General features: G+C 37.6%; 20 protein-coding genes and 1 tRNA gene. 16 read left to right on the top strand and 5 right to left on the bottom strand.

From position 1 onward, the window contains the following. Window positions 1-126: 126 nt before the first annotated feature. The 6 genes from recA to O4O04_RS07185 all read left to right on the top strand — a co-directional run bounded on the left by recA (window position 127) and on the right by O4O04_RS07185 (window position 7,671). Window positions 127-1,263 carry a recombinase RecA gene (gene recA, locus O4O04_RS07210; RefSeq protein WP_272535122.1) on the top strand — a complete coding sequence of 379 codons (1,137 nt, stop codon included), beginning with the start codon at window positions 127-129 and terminating at the stop codon, window positions 1,261-1,263. Window positions 1,264-1,375: 112 nt separating this feature from the next. Continuing rightward, on the top strand, window positions 1,376-2,446 hold the full coding sequence (locus O4O04_RS07205) for a CE1 family esterase (protein ID WP_272535120.1): 1,071 nt from the start codon (window positions 1,376-1,378) through the stop codon (window positions 2,444-2,446). Window positions 2,447-2,625: 179 nt separating this feature from the next. Then, window positions 2,626-4,029, top strand: a complete 1,404-nt coding sequence (locus O4O04_RS07200; protein WP_272535118.1) for a flavin-containing monooxygenase — start codon at window positions 2,626-2,628, stop codon at window positions 4,027-4,029. Between the two features lie 28 nt (window positions 4,030-4,057). Continuing rightward, window positions 4,058-4,954, top strand: a complete 897-nt coding sequence (locus O4O04_RS07195; protein WP_272535117.1) for a bile acid:sodium symporter family protein — start codon at window positions 4,058-4,060, stop codon at window positions 4,952-4,954. A gap of 71 nt (window positions 4,955-5,025) precedes the next feature. Then, window positions 5,026-6,558: an NHL repeat-containing protein gene (locus tag O4O04_RS07190; RefSeq protein ID WP_272535115.1), complete on the top strand. Its 1,533-nt coding sequence runs from the start codon at window positions 5,026-5,028 to the stop codon at window positions 6,556-6,558. A 156-nt stretch (window positions 6,559-6,714) separates the two neighbouring features. Next, the gene (locus O4O04_RS07185; protein WP_272535114.1) at window positions 6,715-7,671 is read left to right on the top strand and encodes an NAD-dependent epimerase/dehydratase family protein; all 957 of its coding nucleotides are present in this window, start codon (window positions 6,715-6,717) and stop codon (window positions 7,669-7,671) included. A gap of 16 nt (window positions 7,672-7,687) precedes the next feature. On the opposite strand, the gene O4O04_RS07180 is transcribed toward O4O04_RS07185, so the two are convergent. Beyond that, window positions 7,688-10,054 (bottom strand): ATP-dependent Clp protease ATP-binding subunit, encoded by a 2,367-nt coding sequence (locus O4O04_RS07180; protein ID WP_272535113.1) that lies wholly within the window; start codon window positions 10,052-10,054, stop codon window positions 7,688-7,690. A 236-nt stretch (window positions 10,055-10,290) separates the two neighbouring features. On the opposite strand from O4O04_RS07180, the gene O4O04_RS07175 reads away from it, so the two are divergent. The 4 genes from O4O04_RS07175 to O4O04_RS07160 all read left to right on the top strand — a co-directional run bounded on the left by O4O04_RS07175 (window position 10,291) and on the right by O4O04_RS07160 (window position 14,198). Next, window positions 10,291-12,186: a PP2C family protein-serine/threonine phosphatase gene (locus O4O04_RS07175; RefSeq protein ID WP_272535111.1), complete on the top strand. Its 1,896-nt coding sequence runs from the start codon at window positions 10,291-10,293 to the stop codon at window positions 12,184-12,186. Between the two features lie 84 nt (window positions 12,187-12,270). Beyond that, entirely contained in the window at window positions 12,271-13,587 is a 1,317-nt protein-coding gene (locus O4O04_RS07170) for a DEAD/DEAH box helicase (RefSeq protein ID WP_272535109.1), read from the top strand. A 34-nt stretch (window positions 13,588-13,621) separates the two neighbouring features. Continuing rightward, window positions 13,622-13,695, top strand: a tRNA-Val gene (locus O4O04_RS07165). Between the two features lie 35 nt (window positions 13,696-13,730). Continuing rightward, window positions 13,731-14,198, top strand: coding sequence for an acyl-CoA thioesterase (locus tag O4O04_RS07160; RefSeq protein WP_272535108.1), 468 nt, complete (start codon window positions 13,731-13,733; stop codon window positions 14,196-14,198). On the opposite strand, the gene O4O04_RS07155 is transcribed toward O4O04_RS07160, so the two are convergent. Genes O4O04_RS07155 through O4O04_RS07145 form a run of 3 tightly spaced genes read right to left on the bottom strand, consistent with a single transcriptional unit; the run spans window position 14,137 to window position 16,930 of the window. Next, window positions 14,137-14,748 (bottom strand): UbiX family flavin prenyltransferase, encoded by a 612-nt coding sequence (locus O4O04_RS07155; protein WP_272535107.1) that lies wholly within the window; start codon window positions 14,746-14,748, stop codon window positions 14,137-14,139. The two genes, O4O04_RS07160 and O4O04_RS07155, sit on opposite strands and share 62 nt — an antisense overlap. Then, a complete protein-coding gene (locus O4O04_RS07150; protein WP_272535105.1) occupies window positions 14,745-16,025 on the bottom strand; it encodes an esterase/lipase family protein in 1,281 nt (426 codons plus the stop codon). Before O4O04_RS07150 ends, O4O04_RS07155 begins: the two co-directional genes overlap by 4 nt. Next, the gene (locus O4O04_RS07145; protein WP_442915933.1) at window positions 16,022-16,930 is read right to left on the bottom strand and encodes a UbiA-like polyprenyltransferase; all 909 of its coding nucleotides are present in this window, start codon (window positions 16,928-16,930) and stop codon (window positions 16,022-16,024) included. Before O4O04_RS07145 ends, O4O04_RS07150 begins: the two co-directional genes overlap by 4 nt. Here O4O04_RS07145 and O4O04_RS07140 point away from each other — a divergent pair. The 6 genes from O4O04_RS07140 (at window position 16,877) to O4O04_RS07115 (ending at window position 22,960) form a co-directional block, all read left to right on the top strand. Next, window positions 16,877-17,503: a hypothetical protein gene (locus O4O04_RS07140; protein ID WP_272535101.1), complete on the top strand. Its 627-nt coding sequence runs from the start codon at window positions 16,877-16,879 to the stop codon at window positions 17,501-17,503. The genes O4O04_RS07145 and O4O04_RS07140 overlap by 54 nt on opposite strands. A 108-nt stretch (window positions 17,504-17,611) precedes the next feature. Then, entirely contained in the window at window positions 17,612-18,781 is a 1,170-nt protein-coding gene (locus O4O04_RS07135) for an Lsa36 family surface (lipo)protein (protein ID WP_272535100.1), read from the top strand. Window positions 18,782-18,856: 75 nt separating this feature from the next. After that, entirely contained in the window at window positions 18,857-19,486 is a 630-nt protein-coding gene (locus O4O04_RS07130; RefSeq protein WP_272535099.1) for a hypothetical protein, read from the top strand. 149 nt (window positions 19,487-19,635) lie between these two features. Beyond that, window positions 19,636-20,253 carry a DUF4254 domain-containing protein gene (locus tag O4O04_RS07125; protein WP_272535097.1) on the top strand — a complete coding sequence of 206 codons (618 nt, stop codon included), beginning with the start codon at window positions 19,636-19,638 and terminating at the stop codon, window positions 20,251-20,253. Next, window positions 20,250-21,305, top strand: a complete 1,056-nt coding sequence (locus tag O4O04_RS07120) for a glycosyltransferase family 9 protein (RefSeq protein WP_272535095.1) — start codon at window positions 20,250-20,252, stop codon at window positions 21,303-21,305. The genes O4O04_RS07125 and O4O04_RS07120 overlap by 4 nt, the downstream gene beginning before the upstream one ends. A 41-nt stretch (window positions 21,306-21,346) precedes the next feature. Beyond that, on the top strand, window positions 21,347-22,960 hold the full coding sequence (locus tag O4O04_RS07115; protein ID WP_272535094.1) for a fumarate hydratase: 1,614 nt from the start codon (window positions 21,347-21,349) through the stop codon (window positions 22,958-22,960). Between the two features lie 49 nt (window positions 22,961-23,009). On the opposite strand, the gene O4O04_RS07110 is transcribed toward O4O04_RS07115, so the two are convergent. Continuing rightward, window positions 23,010-23,606 (bottom strand): TetR/AcrR family transcriptional regulator, encoded by a 597-nt coding sequence (locus O4O04_RS07110; RefSeq protein ID WP_272535093.1) that lies wholly within the window; start codon window positions 23,604-23,606, stop codon window positions 23,010-23,012. Window positions 23,607-23,651: the final 45 nt, after the last annotated feature.

Raw genomic sequence — 23,651 nt, 5'->3', positions numbered from 1 at the left:
ATTGCATTAGTAAGGGACATAAATCTGAGGGTTCGATTCCTAAATTCAGTTTTTTTCACTGGATGACAAATAGTCGAAGATTTGAGAAACCCCTTCGTAGAACCACCAAAGGAAGGACATGATATTATGAAGAAAGGCAAAGAAGAGAAGAACCTGGATAAAGAATCCTCGGAGAAGAACCAAGCCATTGATGTGGCAGTAAGCCAGATTGAGAAGCAGTTTGGTAAAGGATCCATTATGCGTTTGGGTTCAGGAAGCAAACTGAATGAAGCGACCAATGTTGTATCTACTGGCTCCCTAGAACTAGATATTGCCTTAGGAATTGGCGGTTTTCCGTCTGGAAGAATTATAGAAATCTATGGCCCAGAGTCTTCTGGTAAGACTACGATTACTCTTGCCACCATCGCAGAGGCTCAGAAGAAAGGTGGAGTGGCTGCTTTTATTGACGCAGAGCATGCTCTAGACCCATCCTATGCAAGAAAATTGGGTGTAAACGTTGAAGATTTACTGGTTGCTCAACCAGACAACGGAGAAGAAGCTCTAGAAATCTGTGAATCTCTCGTTCGCTCCAACGCAATTGATATCATTGTAATTGACTCAGTTGCCGCCCTAGTTCCCAAAGCAGAGATTGAAGGTGATATGGGAGATTCTCATATGGGCTTGCAAGCGCGTCTTATGTCCCAAGCCCTTCGTAAGCTTACAGGAACGATTTCTAAATCCAATACAATTGTTGTTTTTATCAACCAAATCCGTATGAAGATTGGGGTTATGTTTGGATCTCCAGAGACGACTACAGGCGGTAATGCACTCAAATTTTACGCATCTATTCGACTTGATATTCGAAGAATTGAGACTCTCAAAGAAAAGGATGAATCCATTGGAAATAGAGTTCGTGTCAAAGTCGTAAAAAACAAGATGGCACCACCTTTCCGTCAGGCAGAATTTGATGTCATGTTCAATACAGGAATCAATCGGGAATCCACTTTGATTGATCTTGCGGTCAAGCACGATATTTTTGCGAAAGCGGGATCTTGGTATTCTTATAATGAAGAAAAGATTGGACAAGGAAAAGAATCTGTGCGATCCTTTCTCTTAGAGAATCCGGATATTTCATTTAAGATTGAAAACCAGATTCGCGATCTCAATGGATTGCCATTGGTCGCTGCTCGCCAAGCAGTGGCTGCTCCTTCTTCCAATGGGAAGAAAGAGAAACCAGCACCCGCTACAGAGTCAGAAGAACTCGAAGCTGCGGTTGGTGAATGATTTAGAACGGCTTTCTTTTTAGGAACCATTGAGCCGGGGTAACACCCGGTTTTTTTTTGCCCTTACAATAAAAATATCTAGCACTAGATCAAACATATTCCAGATTCAAATAGTGAAAGCTAACATAAATAATCTTTTGGTATTCCCGTTTCCATTTAATCTTTCCAAAATACAAGCTTTGCAATTTTTCTTTTCCAAAAGATCAGTTCTCACTCTCTTTGTCATAATTTTTTCCTTAAGTGCAATCGATTGCAGAAATTCCCGAAGAAAATTACCGCTCGAATACAAAGACCTACTTGTGGAAACTCAGATTGAATCGCCTAATGGATCTCAGATGATCCGATCTGCTCTATTTTTTAAATCGGCAAAACCCATTCCGAATACACCCTTGATCCTAATCTATCATGGAGGTGGTGGCTCTGCTGAAGGCATGATTGGTTTGGATTCGGCAGAGCTTCTTGAATATGTCGACAAATCTGGATATGCAATTGCTTATATGCGTGGAATTGGAAATTCGTGGAATGATTTGCGTGAAGATCCAATTGGTGAAGCCCACAAACAAAACATAGATGATGTGACTTTTACAAAAGATATGATCAGTTATCTTGCGAAACAATACAGCTTGGATATCAAACAAGTCTATGTTGCAGGAATTTCCAATGGAGGAATGTTTGCACTCAGACTCGCTTGTGAGATTCCCGAACAATTTGTATCGATTGTTTCTATAACATCCAATCTCCCGATTAACGCCGAAGACAAATGCACTAACACACGAAGAACCAACTTGACTGTAATAAACGGAACTGCAGATCCAATTGTTCCCTTTAATGGTGGAGTGGTATCGCTGTTCAACAAAGAACGAGGTGCGATTCTCTCAACAACAGATACAATGAATCATTTCAGGAAAATCTATCAGTGCAGTTCATCTCAATCAAATATAGATCTGAACAAATTGTTCTCTAATGATCCAACTTCTATTCAATGGAAATCTTGGGATTGCCAATCGAAGCAACTCAATTTGATTGAGATCATTAATGGAGGACATACATGGCCCGGTGGTTCTTCTTATATGCCAGAATTTGTAATTGGAAAAGTGAGCCGAGAATTGAATGCCTCTCGCTTGATTGGCGATCTGGTTAAGACAAAAGGCAAGATATCCAAGGACATTCTCAAACAAAAATAATTCGATTCGGTCCAATCCTAAAATTCAATTGAGATTCCAATAGAAGTTTGATAATCATAATTGACCGATAAAAAATTCGGAAAGCTAGATTCAATATTAACAACAAAACGATGCAACTATCCTTGACAAAAGTTTGTCAAAAATAAATAATTGAGTCCATATCATATTGGTGCGTCTCAGTGAAAAAAAAGAATATAAAACAGAATGTTAATAAAAAAGAATTTCCCAAGTCTAGATCAATTCAAATTTTGAAGCAAGCTAAGGGATCAATTAAATCCAAATCCAAAGTTATCGATTGCAGCGAGAAGTTTGCCGTGATTGGAGCGGGTCCGATGGGTCTTGCAGTAGCTAGAAATTTTCAAAAATTCGATATTCCTTTTGATGGCTTCGAGAAACATTCATCGGTTGGCGGCCTCTGGGATATAGAGAATCCGCATTCCACAGTTTATGAATCTGCTCATTTGATATCATCGAAAAAGCGAACAGAATTTACGGAATATCCAATGGGTGACGATGTTCCCGATTATCCATCCCATCGGGAATTGATAAAATATTTTCAATCATTCGCAGATCACTTTAAACTAAATGATTATTACTACTTCAATGAAACCATTGATCGCATAGAACCTGATCTAGAAACAAGTCTCTGGTTCGTAAAACTGAAATCTGGGAAAAAATTTCTGTATAAAGGAATTATCCTCGCATCAGGAACATTACATGAACCAAACATTCCGAATATTCCAGGTAAGTTTTCTGGTAAAATTTTGCATTCTGCAGAATACAAATCTGCAGACATTTTTGCAAATAAGAAAGTACTGATTGTAGGAGCGGGAAACAGCGGTTGTGATATTGCGGTAGATGCAGTTCACAGAGCTAAAACTGTTTCTATATCTCTCAGGCGTGGATACCATTTTGTTCCAAAATATGTATTCGGCAAACCAGCCGATACGATAGGTGGATTGATTAAATTGCCTGCATTCGCCAAACAGTTAATAGATGGCTTTTTATTAAAATGGTTTACTGGAGACCCAGTTCGTTTTGGATTCCCAAAGCCTGATCATAAAATCTATGAATCGCATCCAATCGTGAATAGTCTTGTTTTATATCATGCAGGTCATGGCGATATTCAGGTGACTACTGATATTAGAAGTTTTGATGGGAAAAAGGTTGTATTTATTGATGGGACGTCCCAAGAGTATGACTTGATTCTTTATGCTACAGGTTACAAACTGCACTATCCTTTTATAGACAAAGATATTTTGGATTGGAAAGGATCTATGCCTGACTTCTACATGAATACTTTTTCGAGAAGATTCCCCGGTCTCGTGATTGCTGGAATGATCGAAGCTGCAGGAATTGGATGGCAGGGACGATATGATCAAGCTGAATTGATAGCAAGGTATATTCGCAATTGGAATAGTGATACCTTAGCTTACCGAGACTATCGAAAAAGTATACAGAATGATTACCCAGATCTTTCGGGTGGTTTTTCTTACGTGAAGTTAGATCGAATGTCTTACTATGTTCACAAGAATACTTTCCTCAAAAAAATAAAAGAGCAATCTTCTTATTTAACCATTTAATTCTAAACTATTTTAAAGGAATTCGAATATGCCATACGATCAGATACAATTGAATTTTAGTCCTTCAGGCTTAATGGCACTCAACATCATGCTTGGTTTTATAATGTTTGGTGTAGCCTTAGACATGAAGATATTCGAATTTACTCATGTTTTCAAAAAGCCAAAACCAGTATTGATTGGACTATTTGGTCAATTTATTTTATTACCAGCAATTACCTTCCTACTGATTTTAATAATCAATCCATCAACTAGTGTTGCATTGGGTATGATCTTGGTCGCATCTTGTCCTGGAGGAAACCTCTCTAATTTTCTTACTCACTTGGCAAAAGGAAATACAGCACTTTCGGTTTCTATGTCCGCAATATCCACCCTCTCATCGATAGTAATGACCCCACTAAATTTTGCTATCTGGGCTTCGTTACTTCCGAAAAAAGATTCACTTCTAAAAGACATCGTAATGCCCTATGGTGATATTTTTATTGCCATCTTTCTATTGCTCGGATTGCCGCTTGCGTTAGGTTTATTAGTATCCTATCAGTTCCCAAAATTTGCAGCCAAAGCATCCAAAATATTTCGTTTAGTATCCATTGTTTTCTTTCTCGCATTTGTGATTGCAGCATTGAGTGTAAATTGGTCACATTTCATAAATTATGTTGGATTTGTAATGATTGCAGTTTTTCTCCAAAATGCGCTGGCGTTAGCCATTGGTTATTATTCATCCAAATTTTTGAAACTTGAAGAAAGAGATAGGCGCGCAGTCTCTATCGAAATAGGAATCCAGAATTCGGGACTTGGCCTCATTTTGATTTTCAATTTCTTCAGCGGTTTAGGTGGAATGGCTCTCGTTGCCGCTTGGTGGGGAATCTGGCATATAATATCTGGGCTTACGATTGCATTCTATTGGTCAAGAAAAACCAATAAATGAAGATATAATTTCCAAACTTTTAAATCGCAATTAATTGCTAGACTCTAATTGGATTATTCACGAAATTTGGATTGAAACTTGCGATCCAATTCGAAATGAAACTTTCATTCAATCTATCATCTATTAGTTTACTCCTAACTTTTGTTTTTATATTACTGCTAAATCATTGTATACTGGAAAATCCCAAAACAAACCTTATACAACTTATATTAGGTCTCAACTCCATTGAATCATCAGAGACAAATGCTGATGCCGATCCTGAAATTATAGATTCACGTGACGTGATACGTGTAGGTGGATCAATATTCGGACTATCGGGTGGGACAATTCGATTGAGCCTGAATGATGGTTTGTCTCTCGTTGATATAGCGGAAGATGGAAATTTTATTTTTCCAGATTTGCTAGAAAAGCAATCAAACTATTCTGTTGAGATTCTGCAAAAACCAACTGCTATGCATTGCGCTGGATCTTCAACATTTGGTTCCGTTTTTGAAGATGACATTTTAAACGTGGATTTCTACTGCCAGGTATCAGATTCTTATCAGGCATTGCAAAATGGAATAATTCGAGTGGGATCAGCGCCAATTAATCCCATCATAGAAAATCCAAATTCGCTACCTGCCCTTAGTGCTTACTATTCTGGATCAATTGAGAACGCAGGGAGCGATCCAGGTTTGGGTAATCTCGCAAAATACAATTCACCAAAAGGCATGGAAACTGATGGTTATTATTTATATATTTTCGATGAAACACCTGGGATTATTAGAAAGCTTGATCCATCATTTAGAAAAGTTATCAACTTAGAAATTCCTGTCACCAAAATAGAAGCAATGGCAATAGATGGAGTTTATACATACATTCTTTCTGCCCAGTCTGGAATTCGAAAACTCAACCGATATCATTTAGGGACAGGAAATTTTTCGACAATTGCTGGTGGAATACTAGCAGATGATATGGATGGAATTGGAACTGATGCGGGATTTAGCCAAGTATATGGAATGGCTGTTTCCGGATCTAATATCTATACAATCGGCAATAATACATTAAGAAAAATTGATCTAAACTCTAAAAAAGTCACTACGATTGCAGGTTCTCCAGGTAATGCTGGAAACATGAACGGAAGTGGACAAAATGTACAATTTTCAGGTAATCGCGGAATCATAATGACCAATTCTAAAACTATTTTAATCAGCTCTATAAACTATCATAATATTAGGAAAGTTGATTTATCCACGAATCCTGTATCGGTGTCAACCTTTGTTGGTTCCCCATCTGGAGAAATGGGATACTCAAATGCAATCAACGGAATAGACTCTCTTTTGAAATCACCAACTTCAATGACCGCAGATGAAGATACAATATACGTAATTGACTCTGGAAACTTTAAAATTCGGAAAATATCTTTAATACAGCCTTATGAAGTTTCAGATTATTTTGGATGTATGAAAAATCCAGTCCCCATTATTTCATCGGGAATTGCGACAAACGAACTCTTTTGTAGCCTTGGCGACGGGTCATTACATAATCCAAATGATATTATATTTGCAGACAATAAGGTGTTTGTTTCTGAACAGAGTAAGCATATCATTCGTAAAATTGATTGATGTGATTTTATAGCAGCAAACAATAAAAATCTGATAAATATGTAGCTCTTTAAGTAGGCTATCATAAATTATAAATTATATTATGTGTAGATAGATTTGAAAATACGAATGATTAATTTACAATTCTGCAATTAATAATATCAGGAGAGGAATAATATGGATTCTAAAAAATATGTATTAGTTACTGGAGGCAACGGCTATCTGGGTCAAAATCTTATAAAAAGTATTCACTCGAAACACAATACAATTTCCTTCGACGTAAAAGAAATTCATGAGAACAAGCGAATCGATAAAGTAGTTTACCTAACAGGAGATATTCGAGATCAATCGATCAATAATATTTTTGAAAAATACAGTATTTCTACAGTAGTTCATTTGGCTGCCATTGTAGTTCCACCTAAGTCGATGACAGAACAAGATGTTTATGAGATCGATGTTGATGGAACGAAAAAAATTCTAGAATTATGCGTTCAATACAATGTGCAACAAATTGTTATTTCTTCTAGTGGAGCAAGCTATGGATATTATCATGATAACCCAGAGTGGATAGATGAAAACTCAGAGATACGTGGAAATGATAGCTTTGCTTATTCAAGAAACAAACGACTGGTCGAAGAGATCTTAGCCGAATATAGAAATAAATTTCCTAAACTCAAACAATGTATCTTTCGGATCGGCACTATACTAGGTGAGAATACAAATAATCAGATCACGAATCTATTTCATAAAAAGATTTCTATCGGTATTCTTGGAAGCGAAAGTCCTTTTGTTTTTATATGGGATCAAGACGTAGTTCAAATATTCTCTCGAGCAATTGAATTGAAATCTGAAGGAATCTTCAACGTTGCGGGCGATGGTAAATTATCCATGAAACAAATTGCAAAAATAACAAACCAGATCAGAATTTTATTTCCAGCTTGGTTTCTAAAAATGGCAATTGCAATTTTAAATTTTTTCAAACTCACACAATACACTACAGATCAAATAGATTTTCTTCGGTACAGGCCAGTGCTCTCCAATCAGAAACTAAAGAATGTTTTCGGGTATACTCCTCTGAAAACTTCAGAGGAGGTGTTTAAATTCTATTGGGAATCGAAAAAATCAGCTATTTAAATTTAAATTTCCATTTCTAAGCAGCAGAAAATTTCATTTCATGTCCATCCCAATCAGCAAGATAGGTTCCTTCTTTTAGTTTGCCTGAGAGGATCTCTCTGGAGAGGGGTCGGTTCACAAGCTTATTGAAGACTGATTGCAAAGGTCTTGCGCCATATCTAGGATCGAAACCCTGCTCACAAAGAATTCTCTCTGCCGTCTCATGCAATTTTATCTCAACTGCTTTGGACTTCAATCTCGCATTCAACAATTTTACTTGTTTATCAACTAACTTCTGCATTACGCCAATATCAATCTGCTCATAATTCAAAACTGCATCCAATCGTCCTAGAACTTCGGGTTTGAAATCCTTTTCTGGATTCTTAGAATTGGTTGTGAGCAAGACTATCGTATTCTTGAAATTGATTGTCCTACCTTTGTTATCCGTAAGCCTTCCATCGTCCAAGATCTGTAGCAAAATATCGGAAAAATCATGATGAGCTTTTTCTATCTCATCAAACAGAATGACTGAGTATGGCTTTCTTCGAATCTTTTCGGTAAGAATTCCGCCTTCATCGTAACCGATATATCCTGCAGGTGCTCCGATTAACTTAGATACACTATGCTTTTCAGAAAATTCCGAAAGATCAAATCGAATCAACGCATCTTCATTGTCAAAAAGAAATCTCGCAATCGCCTTCGCTGTTTCGGTCTTACCGACTCCAGTAGGTCCCATGAGAAGAAATGATCCCATAGGTCTTGTCTCATCAGATAGACCAGCATAACCCGTCATAAGAGTCTCGGAGATTTCATGAATTGCTTTTTCTTGGCCGAATACATGTTTGTGTAAATAATTTTCCAGTTCAAGGATATTGTCTTGCTTCGTTTTAAGAATTTTCTCAACAGGAATTCCAGACTGCCTTGATATAACTTGAGCTATATGACTGCTTGTGAGAATCCAGATATCTTGGTAATCACTGAGTTGTTTTTCAAGTTCGGGAAGAACTGCGTATTTTAGCCGAGATGCTTCTTCATAATTCGCATTACTTTCAGCTTGCTCCAATTCAAAGCGTATCCGGTCGATTTTGTTTTTGATTGAAGATACTGTTCGAAGGCTCTCCACTTCCTTTTCCCAAATTACTTTACCCGCAGTAAATTTTTTCTCCAATTCTTCAATTTCTTTGAGAATATCAGAATTCTTTTTTTCGACTTGAGCAAGAATTTTCTTAGCTCGAATCTCAGATTGCAACTCAACCAATTCAGTTGGCATTGCCTCAGCAGAAAGTTTCAATGCAGAAGCTGCTTCATCGACCAAGTCAATTGCTTTATCTGGTAAATTTTTATCAGTTATGTATTGGGATGAGAGATAGACCGAGCTCATAACAGCATCATCGGAAATTTTGATTCCATGATGGATTTCTAATTTATCTCGAATTCCCATTAGAATTTCAACTGCATCTTCTTTATTTGGTTCATTGACCGGAACACTTCTAAATCTTCTTTCCAATGCTGCATCACCAAGAATATACTTTTGGAATTCTTCTGGTGTAGTTGCACCAATACAATGTAAGTCGCCACGTGCAAGTGCTGGTTTCAATAGGTTTGCTGCGTCCATCGCTCCATCAGTTTTTCCCGCTCCTACCAATTGGTGGATCTCGTCTATAAAAAGGATCACCTGACCATTTTGATTCTTTACATATCTAAGCAATGCTTGGATCTTTTCTTCAAATTCCCCGCGATATTTTGTTCCTGCCATCAGACTACCCATGTCCATGCTTAAGACAGTCTTATCACGCAGTACGTCTGGAACTTTTCCTTTTATAATTTGATCAGCCAATCCTTCAACAATAGCAGTTTTTCCGACACCTGCCGGTCCAACTAACACAGGATTATTCTTAGACCTACGCCCCAAAATTTCCATGACAGCACGGATCTCGCGAGTTCTTCCAATCACAGGATCTAGTTTACCAGCTTTAGCTAATTCATTTAGATCGATTAGAAAATCTGGTTTCTCCTCACCTGAGTCCTCGCCAATTTTTAAATCATTGGGATCGAATTTAAATTTTGGCAATATCTGCCCAAGGAATCTAAGTAAGTCTCCTTCGTTGATATCAGATCGTCCAGTCTCAGCTGCCCTTCCTGATGCAAAGGTTAGCCATTGAGCAAGTCCACTGGATGTGCGTAGATTATCGAAGCTCAAAGCCTCTCCTAATTTAGGCAACTTCTCCAAAAGATCATGAGACTGTGGTTTGTATTTTCCCAGAGCTTTCGAAGAGTATGTGTTAGGATTTGTAAGAAGACCCCATAAAAGATGCTCGGGCATAAGCTCAGGGTTTTTTCTTTTAATAGCCTCAGTCTGAGCTATATCCAAGGAACCAGCAACATTTGAGTCAAAATTTTTCATAGATTATTTCTCCTATTTTTCGGAATGCCTCAATATTCACGATAAATTGTCCTATCTCTTCATCTGATTCAAAAATCAGATCTATCAGAAACAAACCTTGACACATTTGACATCTTTTGGCACTCTATCAGTTTGACTGCTAATTGAATCAGTATGTTTGAAAATTGCTCTGAAATCCTTAGATTTTAATGTTTTTATCGCTTTTTTGAGCTGGATCTGCATATTTAAAAAACCTCGTGATCCAAATTCTTTTAAAAATACTTCTCATCGCATCTGTTCTCCTGAGTTTTTCTTGTGAGACTCCAACGCCTCAAGACTTCACTCTACTCCATGGAAACTGGGAATATGTCTGGGGCAGAAATTTAGATTCCGCGAATCTTGCCAAAGGTAAACAGGAGTGGCAAGTTTTTCAATTACCCGGCGTTCCCAATGATAGAAATGGGGATGACTATTTACTCATTCGAACATTCCTACCCACCTATACAGATTATAGAGATCCCGCCTTACTTTTGTTAATCATTCTCGAAGATTTTGAGATTTTTTTGGATGGTGAATCTATTTTTAAATTTGGAAATCCTCATTCAGTGAATGAGCGAGTGGGAAGTTATATTTTCCCTCATGTTATAACACTTCCGACAGAAAATCAGGGCAAAGAACTTCGAATCTATATTCACTCTAAATACCGGGACTTTATCGGTCCAGATCGAATCATCATGATTACCGAAAAGGGTCAGATCATGGAATCGATTCTACTTGCAGATATGCCTCGTTATCTCTTGGGCTGTCTCTATTTCGTACTTGCGATCATATCTTTTATTCTCTTCATATTATCATCCGGGAATATGATATTTCTCTACTATTCGCTTATGGTTCTTTTCAATGGAGGATTGACAATAACTGCAAGTTATCTTGCGATGAATTTCTTTGAGAATCCAAATATTCCAGTATATATTTACAATTTTAATCTTTTTCTTTTGCCGGTTTTTCTATATGCTTTCCTAGGTGAAATTTATAAGGGTAAACATCGAACTATTTTTAAAACAGGAATTCTTGTATACTCAACATATTTCTTTGTTGCTACAACTCTGATACTTGTTTTCGATTTTGGAATTCTCAATTTAGAATTGATTTTTGATGCGATCATTCTGATTGGAATTTTACCTCTTCTTTACATCATAGTATACAATTCTATTAAAGGAGACATTGAATCGAGAATTCTACTCTCAGGATTTATTATATTAGCAACTTGTGTGACACATGATATTCTTGCAGATTTTGATCTAATTGCATATAAAATCTCGATATACTGGTACGGAATGTTCTTCTTTCTGTTTTTTCAAGGTGGAATTTTATTTCGAAGATTGTATTTTATTCAAAAAAATTATGAACTAAAAGAAAATGAACTGCTAGTTGCAAAGCGAATTCAAAATTCCATCCTATCACCATTTCCAGATCATGTAACCAATTGGGAATTCACAAGTATATATGAACCAATGAAAGAAGTGGGTGGTGATTTCTATGATATCTTGATCGATGATGAAGGAAATATAGGTGTCATCATGATAGATGTTTCCGGACATGGAGTTGCTGCTGCACTTATTGCATCCATGGCAAAAGTATCTTTCTCCCATTGCCAGAATATTCTAAGTTCACCTGATAAAGTAATGTTTGAGATGGAGAAATCTTTAAAGAATAAAATGAACAATCATTTTGTTACAGCTTTTTACCTTTCGCTTTCTTCAACTGAACCTCTTGTACAATTCTCTTCAGCGGGACATCCATCTGCGCTTCTTGTTAGTCATCTCAACAATGAAGTCACGGAATTTCGAACAAAATCAAGACCTATCGGAATCATGGATAAATCCAATTTCCAGAAGAGCTATCTCTATCTCAATGAGGGAGATCTCATCTGCGTTTATACGGATGGAGTGACAGAACTCAATGACCCAAGCTCTGTCGAATATGGATCCACTCGCCTTGCCGATTTACTCTTAGCAAATTGTCTGCTTCCTCTACCAATCATAAAAGAAAAGCTTATGCAAGACTTTAGAGATTGGACTCGCGATGTCAATATCCAAAAAGATGATGACTTAACTTTAATACTCATTCGTTATACAGGACAGATCACCTAAGTTTTGATAGATTAATTTTGAGTATTTTCTAAAAACTTTTTTCATAGTTGATATATATTCCTATTCTTGATATCAAGAAAGTAGATGAAGTTCAATACTGATCAAGAAGCAATTATACAAGATAACTCCAATTATGTTCAAGTAGTCGCGGGGGCGGGATCTGGCAAAACCCATACAATGATTGGCATCATGAATCGGATCCTAGAAGAGAAGAAAGAACTTCCTGAATCAGTTCTTGTTTTAACATTTTCAAGAAAGGCAGCATTAGAGTTTACTGAGCGATTGAATCGAATTCATCCTTTACATGGAATAGCCATTCAAACATTTCATGCTTATTGTTTCTCTATCATCAGAAAGTATCATCCAGAATTTAAATTGAAACCGCCATCCATCCTTACAGATTCAGATAAGGAAAATTTTCTAAAAGATTTTTTACGTGAGCATAAATTTACGATAGGTGGAATTCCATTCAAATACTTGATCAATGAAGTAAATGGTGGACTTGCAATTTATTTCCCAGATCTCTACAAAATTTCTCAAGAAAAATTGGAAGAATACAAATCGAAAGAGAACAAATTGGAATTCAAAGATCTGGTTAAGATATTTTTGAACGCACTTGAATCCCAGGAAGAATGGACGATATTGCCCAAGACAAAAATTCGACGAGTGATTGTAGATGAATTCCAAGATACGGATGAAGAACAATTGCGTTTTCTTAAGCTATTAGATCCCGAAAGGATAACTGTTGTAGGCGACGATTGGCAAGCGATCTACGGATTTCGCGGAGCAACTCCGAAACCATTCTTAGAATTTGGCGAACACTTTGCACCTTTAAAGAGACATTTTCTTGCAACAAATTATAGATCCCTTCCTAAGATTGTAGAAATTTCTAGAATTCCCATACAGAAAAACTCTGATTATATTCCGAAAGATGTTGTATCAGCAAGAAAAGGCAAATCTGATCTAGGCATTTGGTTATTTGATGAAGGAATTAAAGGAACCAATGATGCTACAAAAAAAATTTTAAAACTAATCAAAAAGAATCCAGACACTAGAATTCTATGTAGAACAAATTTTCGAATTCATGAATTCAAAACTGCAGGAATCCCTCTTGCAAATCTATTGACCATTCATGCTTCAAAAGGTCTGGAATTTGATTCAGTCTTTGTAGATCTTTTGGGTGGATGGAGCCAGTCCCCCGCAACAATTTCCAATGAGAGTCTCCAAGAAGAAAGACGAATCCTCTACGTAGCAATCAGTCGATCGAAGAATGATTTGTTTTTGCTAGGGCGTTCTAGGCGATCACCCAAAAAAAATTTAGAAGATGAATTTATGGAATACTTTATGAATTCCAAGATACCGAAATCCAAGAATCTCTTAGATCGAAAAAGCTTGTCCTAAGAATGCTTTTTGTTGGAATGGTATTACTTAAGAAGGGGGATTAGCTCAGTTGGTTAGAGCGCTACCTTGACATGGTAGAGGCCACTGGTTCGAATCCAGTATTTCCCAAGAATTATATGAATCCGTAACATTCCTCGTAATCCATGGAATCTAGTTTCAAAAATAAATCACAAGAAAGCAATAAACTCAAAGGCATGGAACTTGTAACCCAGCATTTGGTTCAGCCTGGATATCTAAACTATCATGGGAATCTATTTGGTGGAGCTATGTTGTCATGGCTTGATGAAGGTGTTGCCATGTATGCGATGGGTAAAATACAATTTACCAATATCGTTACAGCTAACATGAAAGATGTGAAATTTAAATCTCCAGGCAAACTCGGAGACATCATACAGATCTATGCAAAGATTGAAAGAGTTGGTAAAGCATCCATAGATGTAAAAGCTATTGCAATATCGAATAATCCAGAAAAGAAAAAAATCAGTGAGATCATCGATTGCATGATCACCTATGTATGCTTAGATGCCAAAGGCAAGCCCTTTCCTTATTTCAAGACTGCACAGTGGGAGTCCATTTCGGGAAAAGATTATGTTCAACCCCAAGCAGATTGAAAATTCTACCCGCAATAAAATCACCTAAATCTTCGATAGATTGGGGATTCTGATAAAATCCCGGTGAAGCTGGTAAAATAATTGCACCCGCTTCATCTAATGCCAACATATTTTGCAGATGTATTCTGTTATATGGCGTCTCCCTTGGAACAAAAATCAATCGTCGTCTTTCTTTTAGGCTAACATCAGCACAACGCTCAATGAGGTTCTCAGCAAGACCCGCTCTGACTGCAGCGATTGTCTTCATGGATGAAGGAACAACTACCATTCCCTTCCAATGATTAGAACCACTGGCTATATCCGCACCAATATCGCCGTGCGGACGAACATGGAATTTATGTTTTAAACTAACTTGGTTCCAATGATTCAAACTAAAGTCCAATACGTCTTGTGGATTAGATACATTTGTGCTGAATTCTTCGCGAAAGACACGAATCGCAGGAGGACTCACAATCAAATACGACTCACCGGGAACCTGAGCCATAGCTCGAATGAATCTAGCTGCATAGATAGATCCACTCGATCCAGCTAAGGCAATAACAAATTTCAAGAATTATTACCTAAAGGTTCAAAAATTCCATCGATCCATTTGAAAAGTTTACCCGAACTCAAAATGGTAAAATGATTGGCACCATGAATTTCTAATACTCTAGACTCTGGATTGGATAATTTATTGACTACTCGTTCGCTCAAATACTTCAAACTTTTGGTTTCAACAATTCCATCACCAAGCCAAGAAAGCAACGGACCATCTGGAAGGGAAAATACCGCATAGGATTGATAGAAGTCGAATCCATCTAATTCTCCAAAATAGTAATCTTTGCCATGACGGAAAAATGGTGAAGTGGCAGCCCAATCTTCTCTTCGTATGATTCCATGAGAAAGATCCTTAATTGCATCAGAGCGAAAATTGCCAACAATACCAATTATCTTAACCGCAGTTATAGGAGTTCGTTCCATAAGAAAGCCCGCCCAGAAACCTAGCTTCTCTAAATAAGAACCACAATCGGGGGAAGCAACATGGACAACTCGTCCTAAATTCGAAAGAAATCTATCGTTTGCTTTTTTTGCTTGGTACAACATACTTCGCATGATTAGGCAACCAAGACTATAGGATAGTATATGAACTTTTGTATCTGGTAGAAGTTCGTGCAATTCCCGAAATAATTTCAACAGCTTGGTTCCGTTTTCTGAAATATGCAATCCGTGATTGTATCTAAGAAATACTGGAAAATAATTTTTCTTTTCTAGATATTCAGATAGACCACGAGAAAGAACCTTTCTGTTTTTTAGTTTTATCCTTCTATCTTTCCAAAGCGATTCATCCGTAAAAAGTCCTTGAACATAAACAATAATTTCTTTCTTTCCAGATTCCATAAATCGTTTAACAACATTTTCGGTTGAGACATCTTCATTATTGTCTCGAAAACTCATGTCAATGGTTGTTAGTCGAATCTTATCATCCATCGATGAACCGAGGATACTTGATAGCACTCGATTCTGTGTAATCAGCTGATCCGTTGTGCGTTCCCAAATTTTAAGATTTTCCAAAGTGCCTTTGAACAAGGCTACCGTATTCTCGATTGTTCCTTCAATTTTTTGGCGCGTTTCTGCAGAAGATTTTTTTAGATTCTGACCAGTCTCTTCCATCGAGCGCTTGCCCTCTTCCCAGAAAACAAGAAAGCTGGATACAAATTCCAGACTTTCGCCCGACCAATGCAAACTATTGGAAATTGCATCACGAGTAAATTCGAGCGTCTTCATGGTTGTCTCACCAATTACACCGATGGGACCGATTGCTAATGTTTGAAATATTTTTGGTATCATAACCGAACGAGTAATTCTAATTTGTTAAGAACTTCCGACCATCTGTCAATGAGAATTCCCAAGAAGATTATTAAGCTAATGAATGAATTGATCTGATAGAATCTAGGAGGAAGCAATCTCTTGGCATAATCATGTGAAATTTTATGTTCTTCGATAAGAAGTAGTACAACCACAGCCAAGCTTAGATAGTAGATCCAGCCAAGCATTGCAACGTAACCCGCAAACACAAAGAACGCCAAACTTATTATATGCGAAGCTATTGCAAGTCTGTAGGAATTCGTCTCTCCTAATCTTGCAGGGATAGAGTGAAGGTTTGCCGACTTATCAAAGTCCATATCCTGAATTGCATACAAAATATCAAAACCAGCAATATGCAAAAAAAGTCCCAGACTAAATAGCATTGGAATCCAATCAAATTCTTCTCGAATCGCAATCCACGCCCCCAATGGCGCAAGAGATATTGCGATGCCCAGAATGAAATGACAGAGAAGAGTAAACCTTTTGGCTAGAGAATAAAAGAACAATATAAATAAAACAGGAAATGCTAATACAAAACATAGCATATTGATTAAATAACTAGAAAACAAAAAAACAAAAGACGAAAGACCTATAAAAAACAAAACGCTTGCTGGACTGATTTTACCTTTAGGTATTTCTCTATCGGAAGTTCTAGGATTCTTTTCGTCCATCTCGGAATCAATGTAACGATTGAAGCCCATGGCAGCGGATCTTGCGCTGATCATGGCAACAATTATGAGAACCGAAAGTCGAATAATATCTCTTAGCATAAGGTCGGATTCCAGAAACGCAAGTATCGCTGCAAGTCCCGCAAAAGGAAGAGCGAAAAGTGAATGGGAAAATTTGACCATTCGGCCGTAATCAATGAATTTTTCTATTATTTGCATTCTTTTCTCTGTTTTAGACTATTTTACTTCTGGAATCCATTGGAAATTGCCGTTTTTATATCTATAATGAAAGCCGCAATTTTCTTGTTCCTAGCTCTCTCTACATCTATTATCGCCGAAATCGAAAATAATAGTTCAATTGATGATCAGGAAATAAGAATTTTTTTCCACTGCAATACCAATCCGAAAGTCGCAGAAGCAACTATACAAACCTATATTCAGCCTATCCGCGAAGTCATAGAATCTGAAAAGGGAAAGGTTCTCTACTTTCCATTTCTACATGACTCTGAAATCTCCGATTGGAAAAATTACGTGAATTCACAAAGATATCAGATTGAATTTTCCCAAGAGTCCTATCACCATTGGGAATCTCAAACTTCTGACCGAAGCCGATTTGTTTTCTTAAAAGAAGCAATTCCGAATAACTATAGATTTTTGGGCAAGCTCAATCTTATCCACTGCCCAAGCGAGATCAATAAAATTGGTTCACTGCGACTTGTTCTACGATCGGGCAATATCATCCGAAAAAACCTAGAATACATCAAACTGAATCGATGGCTTGGGGAATTTTAGCCGACTCTTATTTGGAAAAAGTTTCCCAAACTTTTGGTTTTTAGTTGCTCTATTTGTTTACATCCTTTAAACTTAGAACTACTAGAAAGCCGATGATATAAGTAAGGAATGAAACCAAATAAGCACTCATTTTCTATCCTGATTGCAGGGATTTTCTATACTGGGATATTGCTTTTTGGCAACGAACTCTATTCGGAAGTAACTTGTACAGGTGCCGCTTGTGATTTACTTCCGGCAAATGTTCGGTTCCAACTGAATTCTTTAGATACGGCACTTCAAACCCAATACACGGACAAAGTTTTAGAAACAATTACAGAAACTGCAGTTCTATCCAATATCAATTCTGCGATGATGGGTCCAGGAATTGTCAATCGATTCCAAGTTGGCTTTGGAATTACGGCAGCCGGCCAACAAAAACAAGATATTGACGTTTTGTACCAAGATTTTGCGTTCCGCGGACTCCCCAATGTAGGAGCCTCAGTTGCGCCCAATTTGAATGCAGCCTTCAATCTCGGATGGCTACTTGGTGGCGGTCCATCGGATAATGATGAGGCGAGTAAGAACTTTTTGCATAGATTCAATATATATCTTCATGGATTTCGCTATAATTTCAGTGAAACGGATATCGAAAACCTAGTGAAAAGACAAGATGATAAAATCCAACTCGCAGGGGAAGTGGCAAGCTATGGATTTATGCTTCGATTCCATCTGGTTCCCAATTACAGCGACGGATTAGGAATTTTTGAATTCAGTGGAATATCTCTAGGAATGGGAGTTCATTACCAAAAGCAAAATTTTAACTTAACCTACAATGATACTGCAACTCAAGCAATCACACTGGGACCCGCTATTGGAACTTGGGGTGGAGCTACTACTCTTGATTTCGAATCTGCTATCACAAGTATTCCGATGGATGTTCGAACTGGTTTTAGGACTTTTTATTTTCTCACGATTTTTGCCGGTGCAGGAACTAGTTTGAATTTTGGACAGACGACCTTGAATTTCCAGAGACGAGGACCCATTGCCCTGACTTTGGAAGAGACTTTGGTGAACCAAAATATTCCAGCCGAGTTGCAGGCACTTCTTCCTGGGGGAACTACGGGACAAGAATCGGGAGTGCTTGCAGTAAATCTTCGAGGCAAAGCCAATGCGCCAAACACGCTGAGCTATGTTGTGGGTGGAGTTGAGCTGAATATTCTTATGGTGAAAATCCTCGTCGAAGCCATGGCTTCCAAAAATGTTCAATCCGTGAATTTCGGTCTAAAACTCGCTTTTTAATCTTCAAAAATTTAATATTGGCCCTTTTCATTTCTCTAGGTACATATATTGCAACTTCTAGTTAGGAATAAAATTATGGTTGCAACTGCTCAAAAAGTAAACAGATTGAAGAATAATATACTACATCTTTCCTGTGTGCCTAGAAAAGACACAACTCTTCTCAAGATTACCGTTTCCAATAACGAAATGGGCATCATTTACAGAGTTACATCCGTTTTATACGCCCATGGATGGGATATTTTAGAAGCGATTGCGGAGACTTCTGAAGATGGCTATGTTCAGGACGTTTTCGTAGTGAGATCCCAGACAGGAATTGACATGTCAGAAGCAATCCTCAAATTAATTCGTAGAGATCTCAATGCCCTATTCTTCGAAGGTGTGAGCGTAATCGACTATATCCATGAGAAAGGACTCTCCAGAACCCAAGTCCATAGAATTGCGGATCCAACCGCGGTTGTGAAATTGTACAATCCGGTATCAAGTGATTTTACCGTAATGGATATAAGAATGAAAGACAAGCCTGGCGTTTTATTCCAAATCACTCAGATTTTGTACCTTTTTGGAATTGATATTTTGACCTTCACGGCACTGACAGAAGAAGGAGATATCCGAGATAGTTTTCTCTTAAGAATGGAGACAGGTGAGAAATTGGATGAGAAATTGATTTTTCCAAGACTTAAAGTTGGAATTGAAAGTATCCTTTAGATTTTTTGAGAATCTAGTAAGTCAAAATTTACTAATCCGTTCGATCCATTCGTAGTTTCGAATCTACCAACTGGTATGGTTCAAAAGCCCCAATCTGGGTTAGATTGTTTTTGATTGCCAAAGCGAGTGATTGGAAAAATCTGATACCTATGGATTTTCATGAAAAAATCAATTCGAAAATAGTCGTAACCATTTTTCAAAACTCTGTTGCAGATTGGCATAAGCAAGAAAAGCCATCCACCAATCCTTACCCATCAGGAACCTTAGAGAATACATTATATCAGAAGAACCAAGTCGATACCATTCAATGGCATATCGAAGACGAAATCCGAAGACCCGATATCCCAGTAGACGAAATCGTAAAACTCAAGCGAAGTATCGATAGCCTCAATCAAGACAGAACAGATACCGTAGAAAGACTTGATGATTTTGTTGGGGATCTCTTCAAGAATGTTCAACCAAAGGCAGGAGCTAGGCTGAACTCAGAGTCACCAGCTTGGCTTATGGACAGAATGAGTATTCTCGAATTGAAAATCTATCATATGTTAGAGCAAACGCAAAGACAAGATGCAAGCCCGACACATATTCAAAATTGTAAAAATAAATTGGATATTCTTCTAGAACAAAGGCAAGATTTGTCTGTTTGTTTAGATGAGTTACTAACCGATCTAGCAACGGGCGAGAGGCGATTCAAAGTTTATAGACAGATGAAAATGTATAACGATAAGTCTCTCAATCCTTCGTTATATAAAAATACAACTAAATGAATCTCTTGGTTCTTAGGTTTTCTGCTATGGGCGATGTCGCATTGATGACACCAGCACTTGTAGCAATTGCCGCTGCATATCCGAATGTTCAGTTAACCGTGGTTACTCGCGGCAACTTTTCCCCATTCTTCTACAATATTCCCAATGTGAATGTAATCGGAATCAATCTAAAGAAATATCGCGGAATCATGGGAGTTTATTATTTATTTCATGAGCTAAATGTTCTTGGTCCTTATCATTCTGTTATTGACTTGCATGCAAGCTTGAGATCGAGATTGATCAGTTTATTTTTCTGGTTTAAAGGTGTTAATATTTTTAAAATCATTAAGGGAAGACGCGAGAAACAACAACATATTCGTAGATTCAAGAAAAAGCTAAAACCAATTCCTCATACAGTGGAACGATATCTAAGTGTATTTCGAAAGTCTGGATTGGATGCACCAATTCGAAAAGGTCCTTGGATCAATGTTGATGGCGACGCAAAGATGTATGCCAAGGACTTTTTTAAGTCTTTGGGTATTGACAAAAAGTCTGGACTTTGGATTGGATTTGCACCCTTTGCCGGACACAAACTCAAAGAATGGCCTTTACATAAATCTGAGAAATTGATCCCCATGATCATTGAAGAATTCCCCGAGGCAAAAATATTTTTATTTGGTTCTAAAGATGAAGCGCCAATATTGCAGACTCTTCGAAGAAATTTTGAACAAGTTTTTCTAGTAACGGGTGGTAAATTGGGAATCCGTGGTGAACTTGGAATCATGGAAAAGATGGACATTATGATCGGCATGGATTCATCTAACGTTCATATTGCGGCATTAATGAAAAAACCCGTGATCGGACTCTATGGAACAACGCATCCCTTTTCTGGTTTTGGCCCCTTCGCTCAAGAAGATACTGGTGTATTGCAAGTTGATCTACCTTGCAGACCTTGTTCGATCTACGGTAACACGACATGCTTTCGAAAAGATTTTGCCTGTATGGAAATGATCAATCCTCAAGACGTAATTCGAAGAATAAAATTATTGCTAAATGTAAATACAACCTGGTAAGATAAAATATATTATCAGAATATTATAAAGGAAAATCAAATATGGCTGACTTCTTCTACAAAGATCCTTTCACTCAATCCCCAGACGAAAAAACTGAATATCGATTATTAACTAAAGAATTTGTTTCTACGAGCAATTTTGAAGGTAAGGAAATCCTGAAAGTGCATCCGGATGGATTGAAGTATCTAGCAACGGAAGCGATTTTTGATCTTTCTTATTATCTGCGACCCGCACATCTTAAGAAAGTCGCCAAAATATTGGAAGATGCTGAAGCAACAGATAACGATCGTTTCGTAGCAAAAGCTTTACTTCGCAATTCAGTAATTGCTGCAGAAGGAAAATTACCAACTTGCCAAGATACGGGAACCGCAATCATTTTTGCAAAAAAAGGCGAGAACGTTATGACAGGCTGCAACGATGCTGAAGAACTTTCTCGTGGTATCTACAAAACCTATACTGAGAAAACTCTGCGCTATTCGCAAGTTATTCCGAAAACTATGTATGAAGAATCCAACTCAGGATCCAATCTACCAGCACAGATCGAAATATATTCAACACCTGGTGATAAGTATGAATTTCTTTTTCTCGCAAAAGGCGGTGGTTCAGCCAATAAAACATTTCTATTCCAAGAAACCAAAGCACTACTCAATCCAACTTCTCTAGAAAAATTTATTGATGAGAAAATGAGAACTCTGGGAACATCAGGTTGCCCACCATATCATATAGCTATTGTTATAGGTGGAACTTCGGCAGAATTCACTCTAAAAACAGTAAAACTTGCCTCAGCCGGGTATCTTGATAATCTTCCAACTTCAGGAAATGATGAAGGTATAGCGTTTCGTGATGTTGAATTGGAAGAAAAGATGCTTAAAGTGGCACAAAAGAATGGGATAGGAGCTCAATTCGGTGGAAAGTATTTTGCACATGATCTTCGCATCATTCGACTTCCAAGACACGGTGCATCTTGTCCAGTTGGGATTGGTGTCAGTTGTAGTGCAGATCGTAACATTAAGGCAAAAATTACTAAAGAAGGAATCTTTCTCGAGCAGTTAGAAATGAATCCAGCTCAGTATCTACCTGCGGAGGATCTTAGCAAAATTGATCGAACCTCAATAGCAATTGATCTCAATCAACCTATAGAAGAAATATTGAATATTCTAACTAAGCACCCAGTCAAAACACGAGTTATGTTAACTGGGAAGCTGATAGTTGCAAGAGATATAGCTCATGCCAAAATAAAAGAGATGATGGATTCAGGCAAACCGATACCTGACTATTTTCGCAATCATCCGATCTACTATGCGGGTCCAGCAAAGACTCCCGAAGGAATGCCTTCAGGATCATTTGGTCCGACTACGGCAGGAAGAATGGATAGCTATATTCCAATCTTCCAAGAAAAAGGATACTCACTTATCACTCTTGCTAAAGGCAATCGATCGAAAGTGGTAACCGAAAGTTGCAAGAAGAATGGTGGTTTCTATTTGGGATCGATTGGAGGTCCAGCTGCCCTACTTGCCAATGATAATATCAAAAAAGTCGAAGTTCTAGATTTTCCCGAACTTGGAATGGAAGCAGTCTGGTCAATTGATGTGGTAGATTTCCCCGCTTTTATAGTTGTTGATGACAAAGGTAACGACTTTTTCGAGCAATTATAAACAGTAAGTCTTTCCATTTATAATAAAGCACAAATCTAAAAAACTATTTTTATTTGGCTTTATTATCTTTGGGAAACGTAGAAATTAAATTCTCTGCAATCTTAAGTACCGACCGTAGAGCAATATTGGATTTTTGCAATTTGGCTAGAAGCAATCCGCCCTCCCATAGAGCAAAAAGACTAACAGATAAGTCATGACCTTGATTTTTGGTGTAGCCCTGACTTATAAAGTAATTCTCGAAGCCTATTATCCATTCATTATAGATGGATTTGCATACAGATTGTACTTTTGATTCAGTCTGCATCGATTCTAGTGCGGATATAACAATTGGACAGCCTTTCTTGAAGTCGCTGTCTACAATTCTTTTCTCAAGTGCTTGGAAAATTCTCCGTGTCGCATCCATTGGTGAAGATGATGTAACTAGGATTTTTTGAAAGAGAGCAGAGAATTCTCTTCCAGAATGTTTTAAGGCCAGACTTGCTAGTTCTTCTTTGCCACCGGGAAAATGGAAATAGAGAGATCCCTTCGGTATATCAGCCATTTGTACGATCTCATTAATACCCGTAGCCAAATATCCATTTTCTTCCAAGGATATAGCTGTCGCCTCAATCATTTTCTGTTTAGTGGAAATTCCTTTAGATCCCATAACCTAGTTTCCAATAATATATAGAACGGTCTATTATTTTTCTTG

Source organism: Leptospira sp. GIMC2001, assembly GCF_028462125.1.
In the GTDB taxonomy this organism is placed as follows: domain Bacteria; phylum Spirochaetota; class Leptospiria; order Leptospirales; family Leptospiraceae.
Note: the sequence above shows the minus strand (reverse complement) of the source record. Positions and strands in the feature narration are given on the sequence as shown.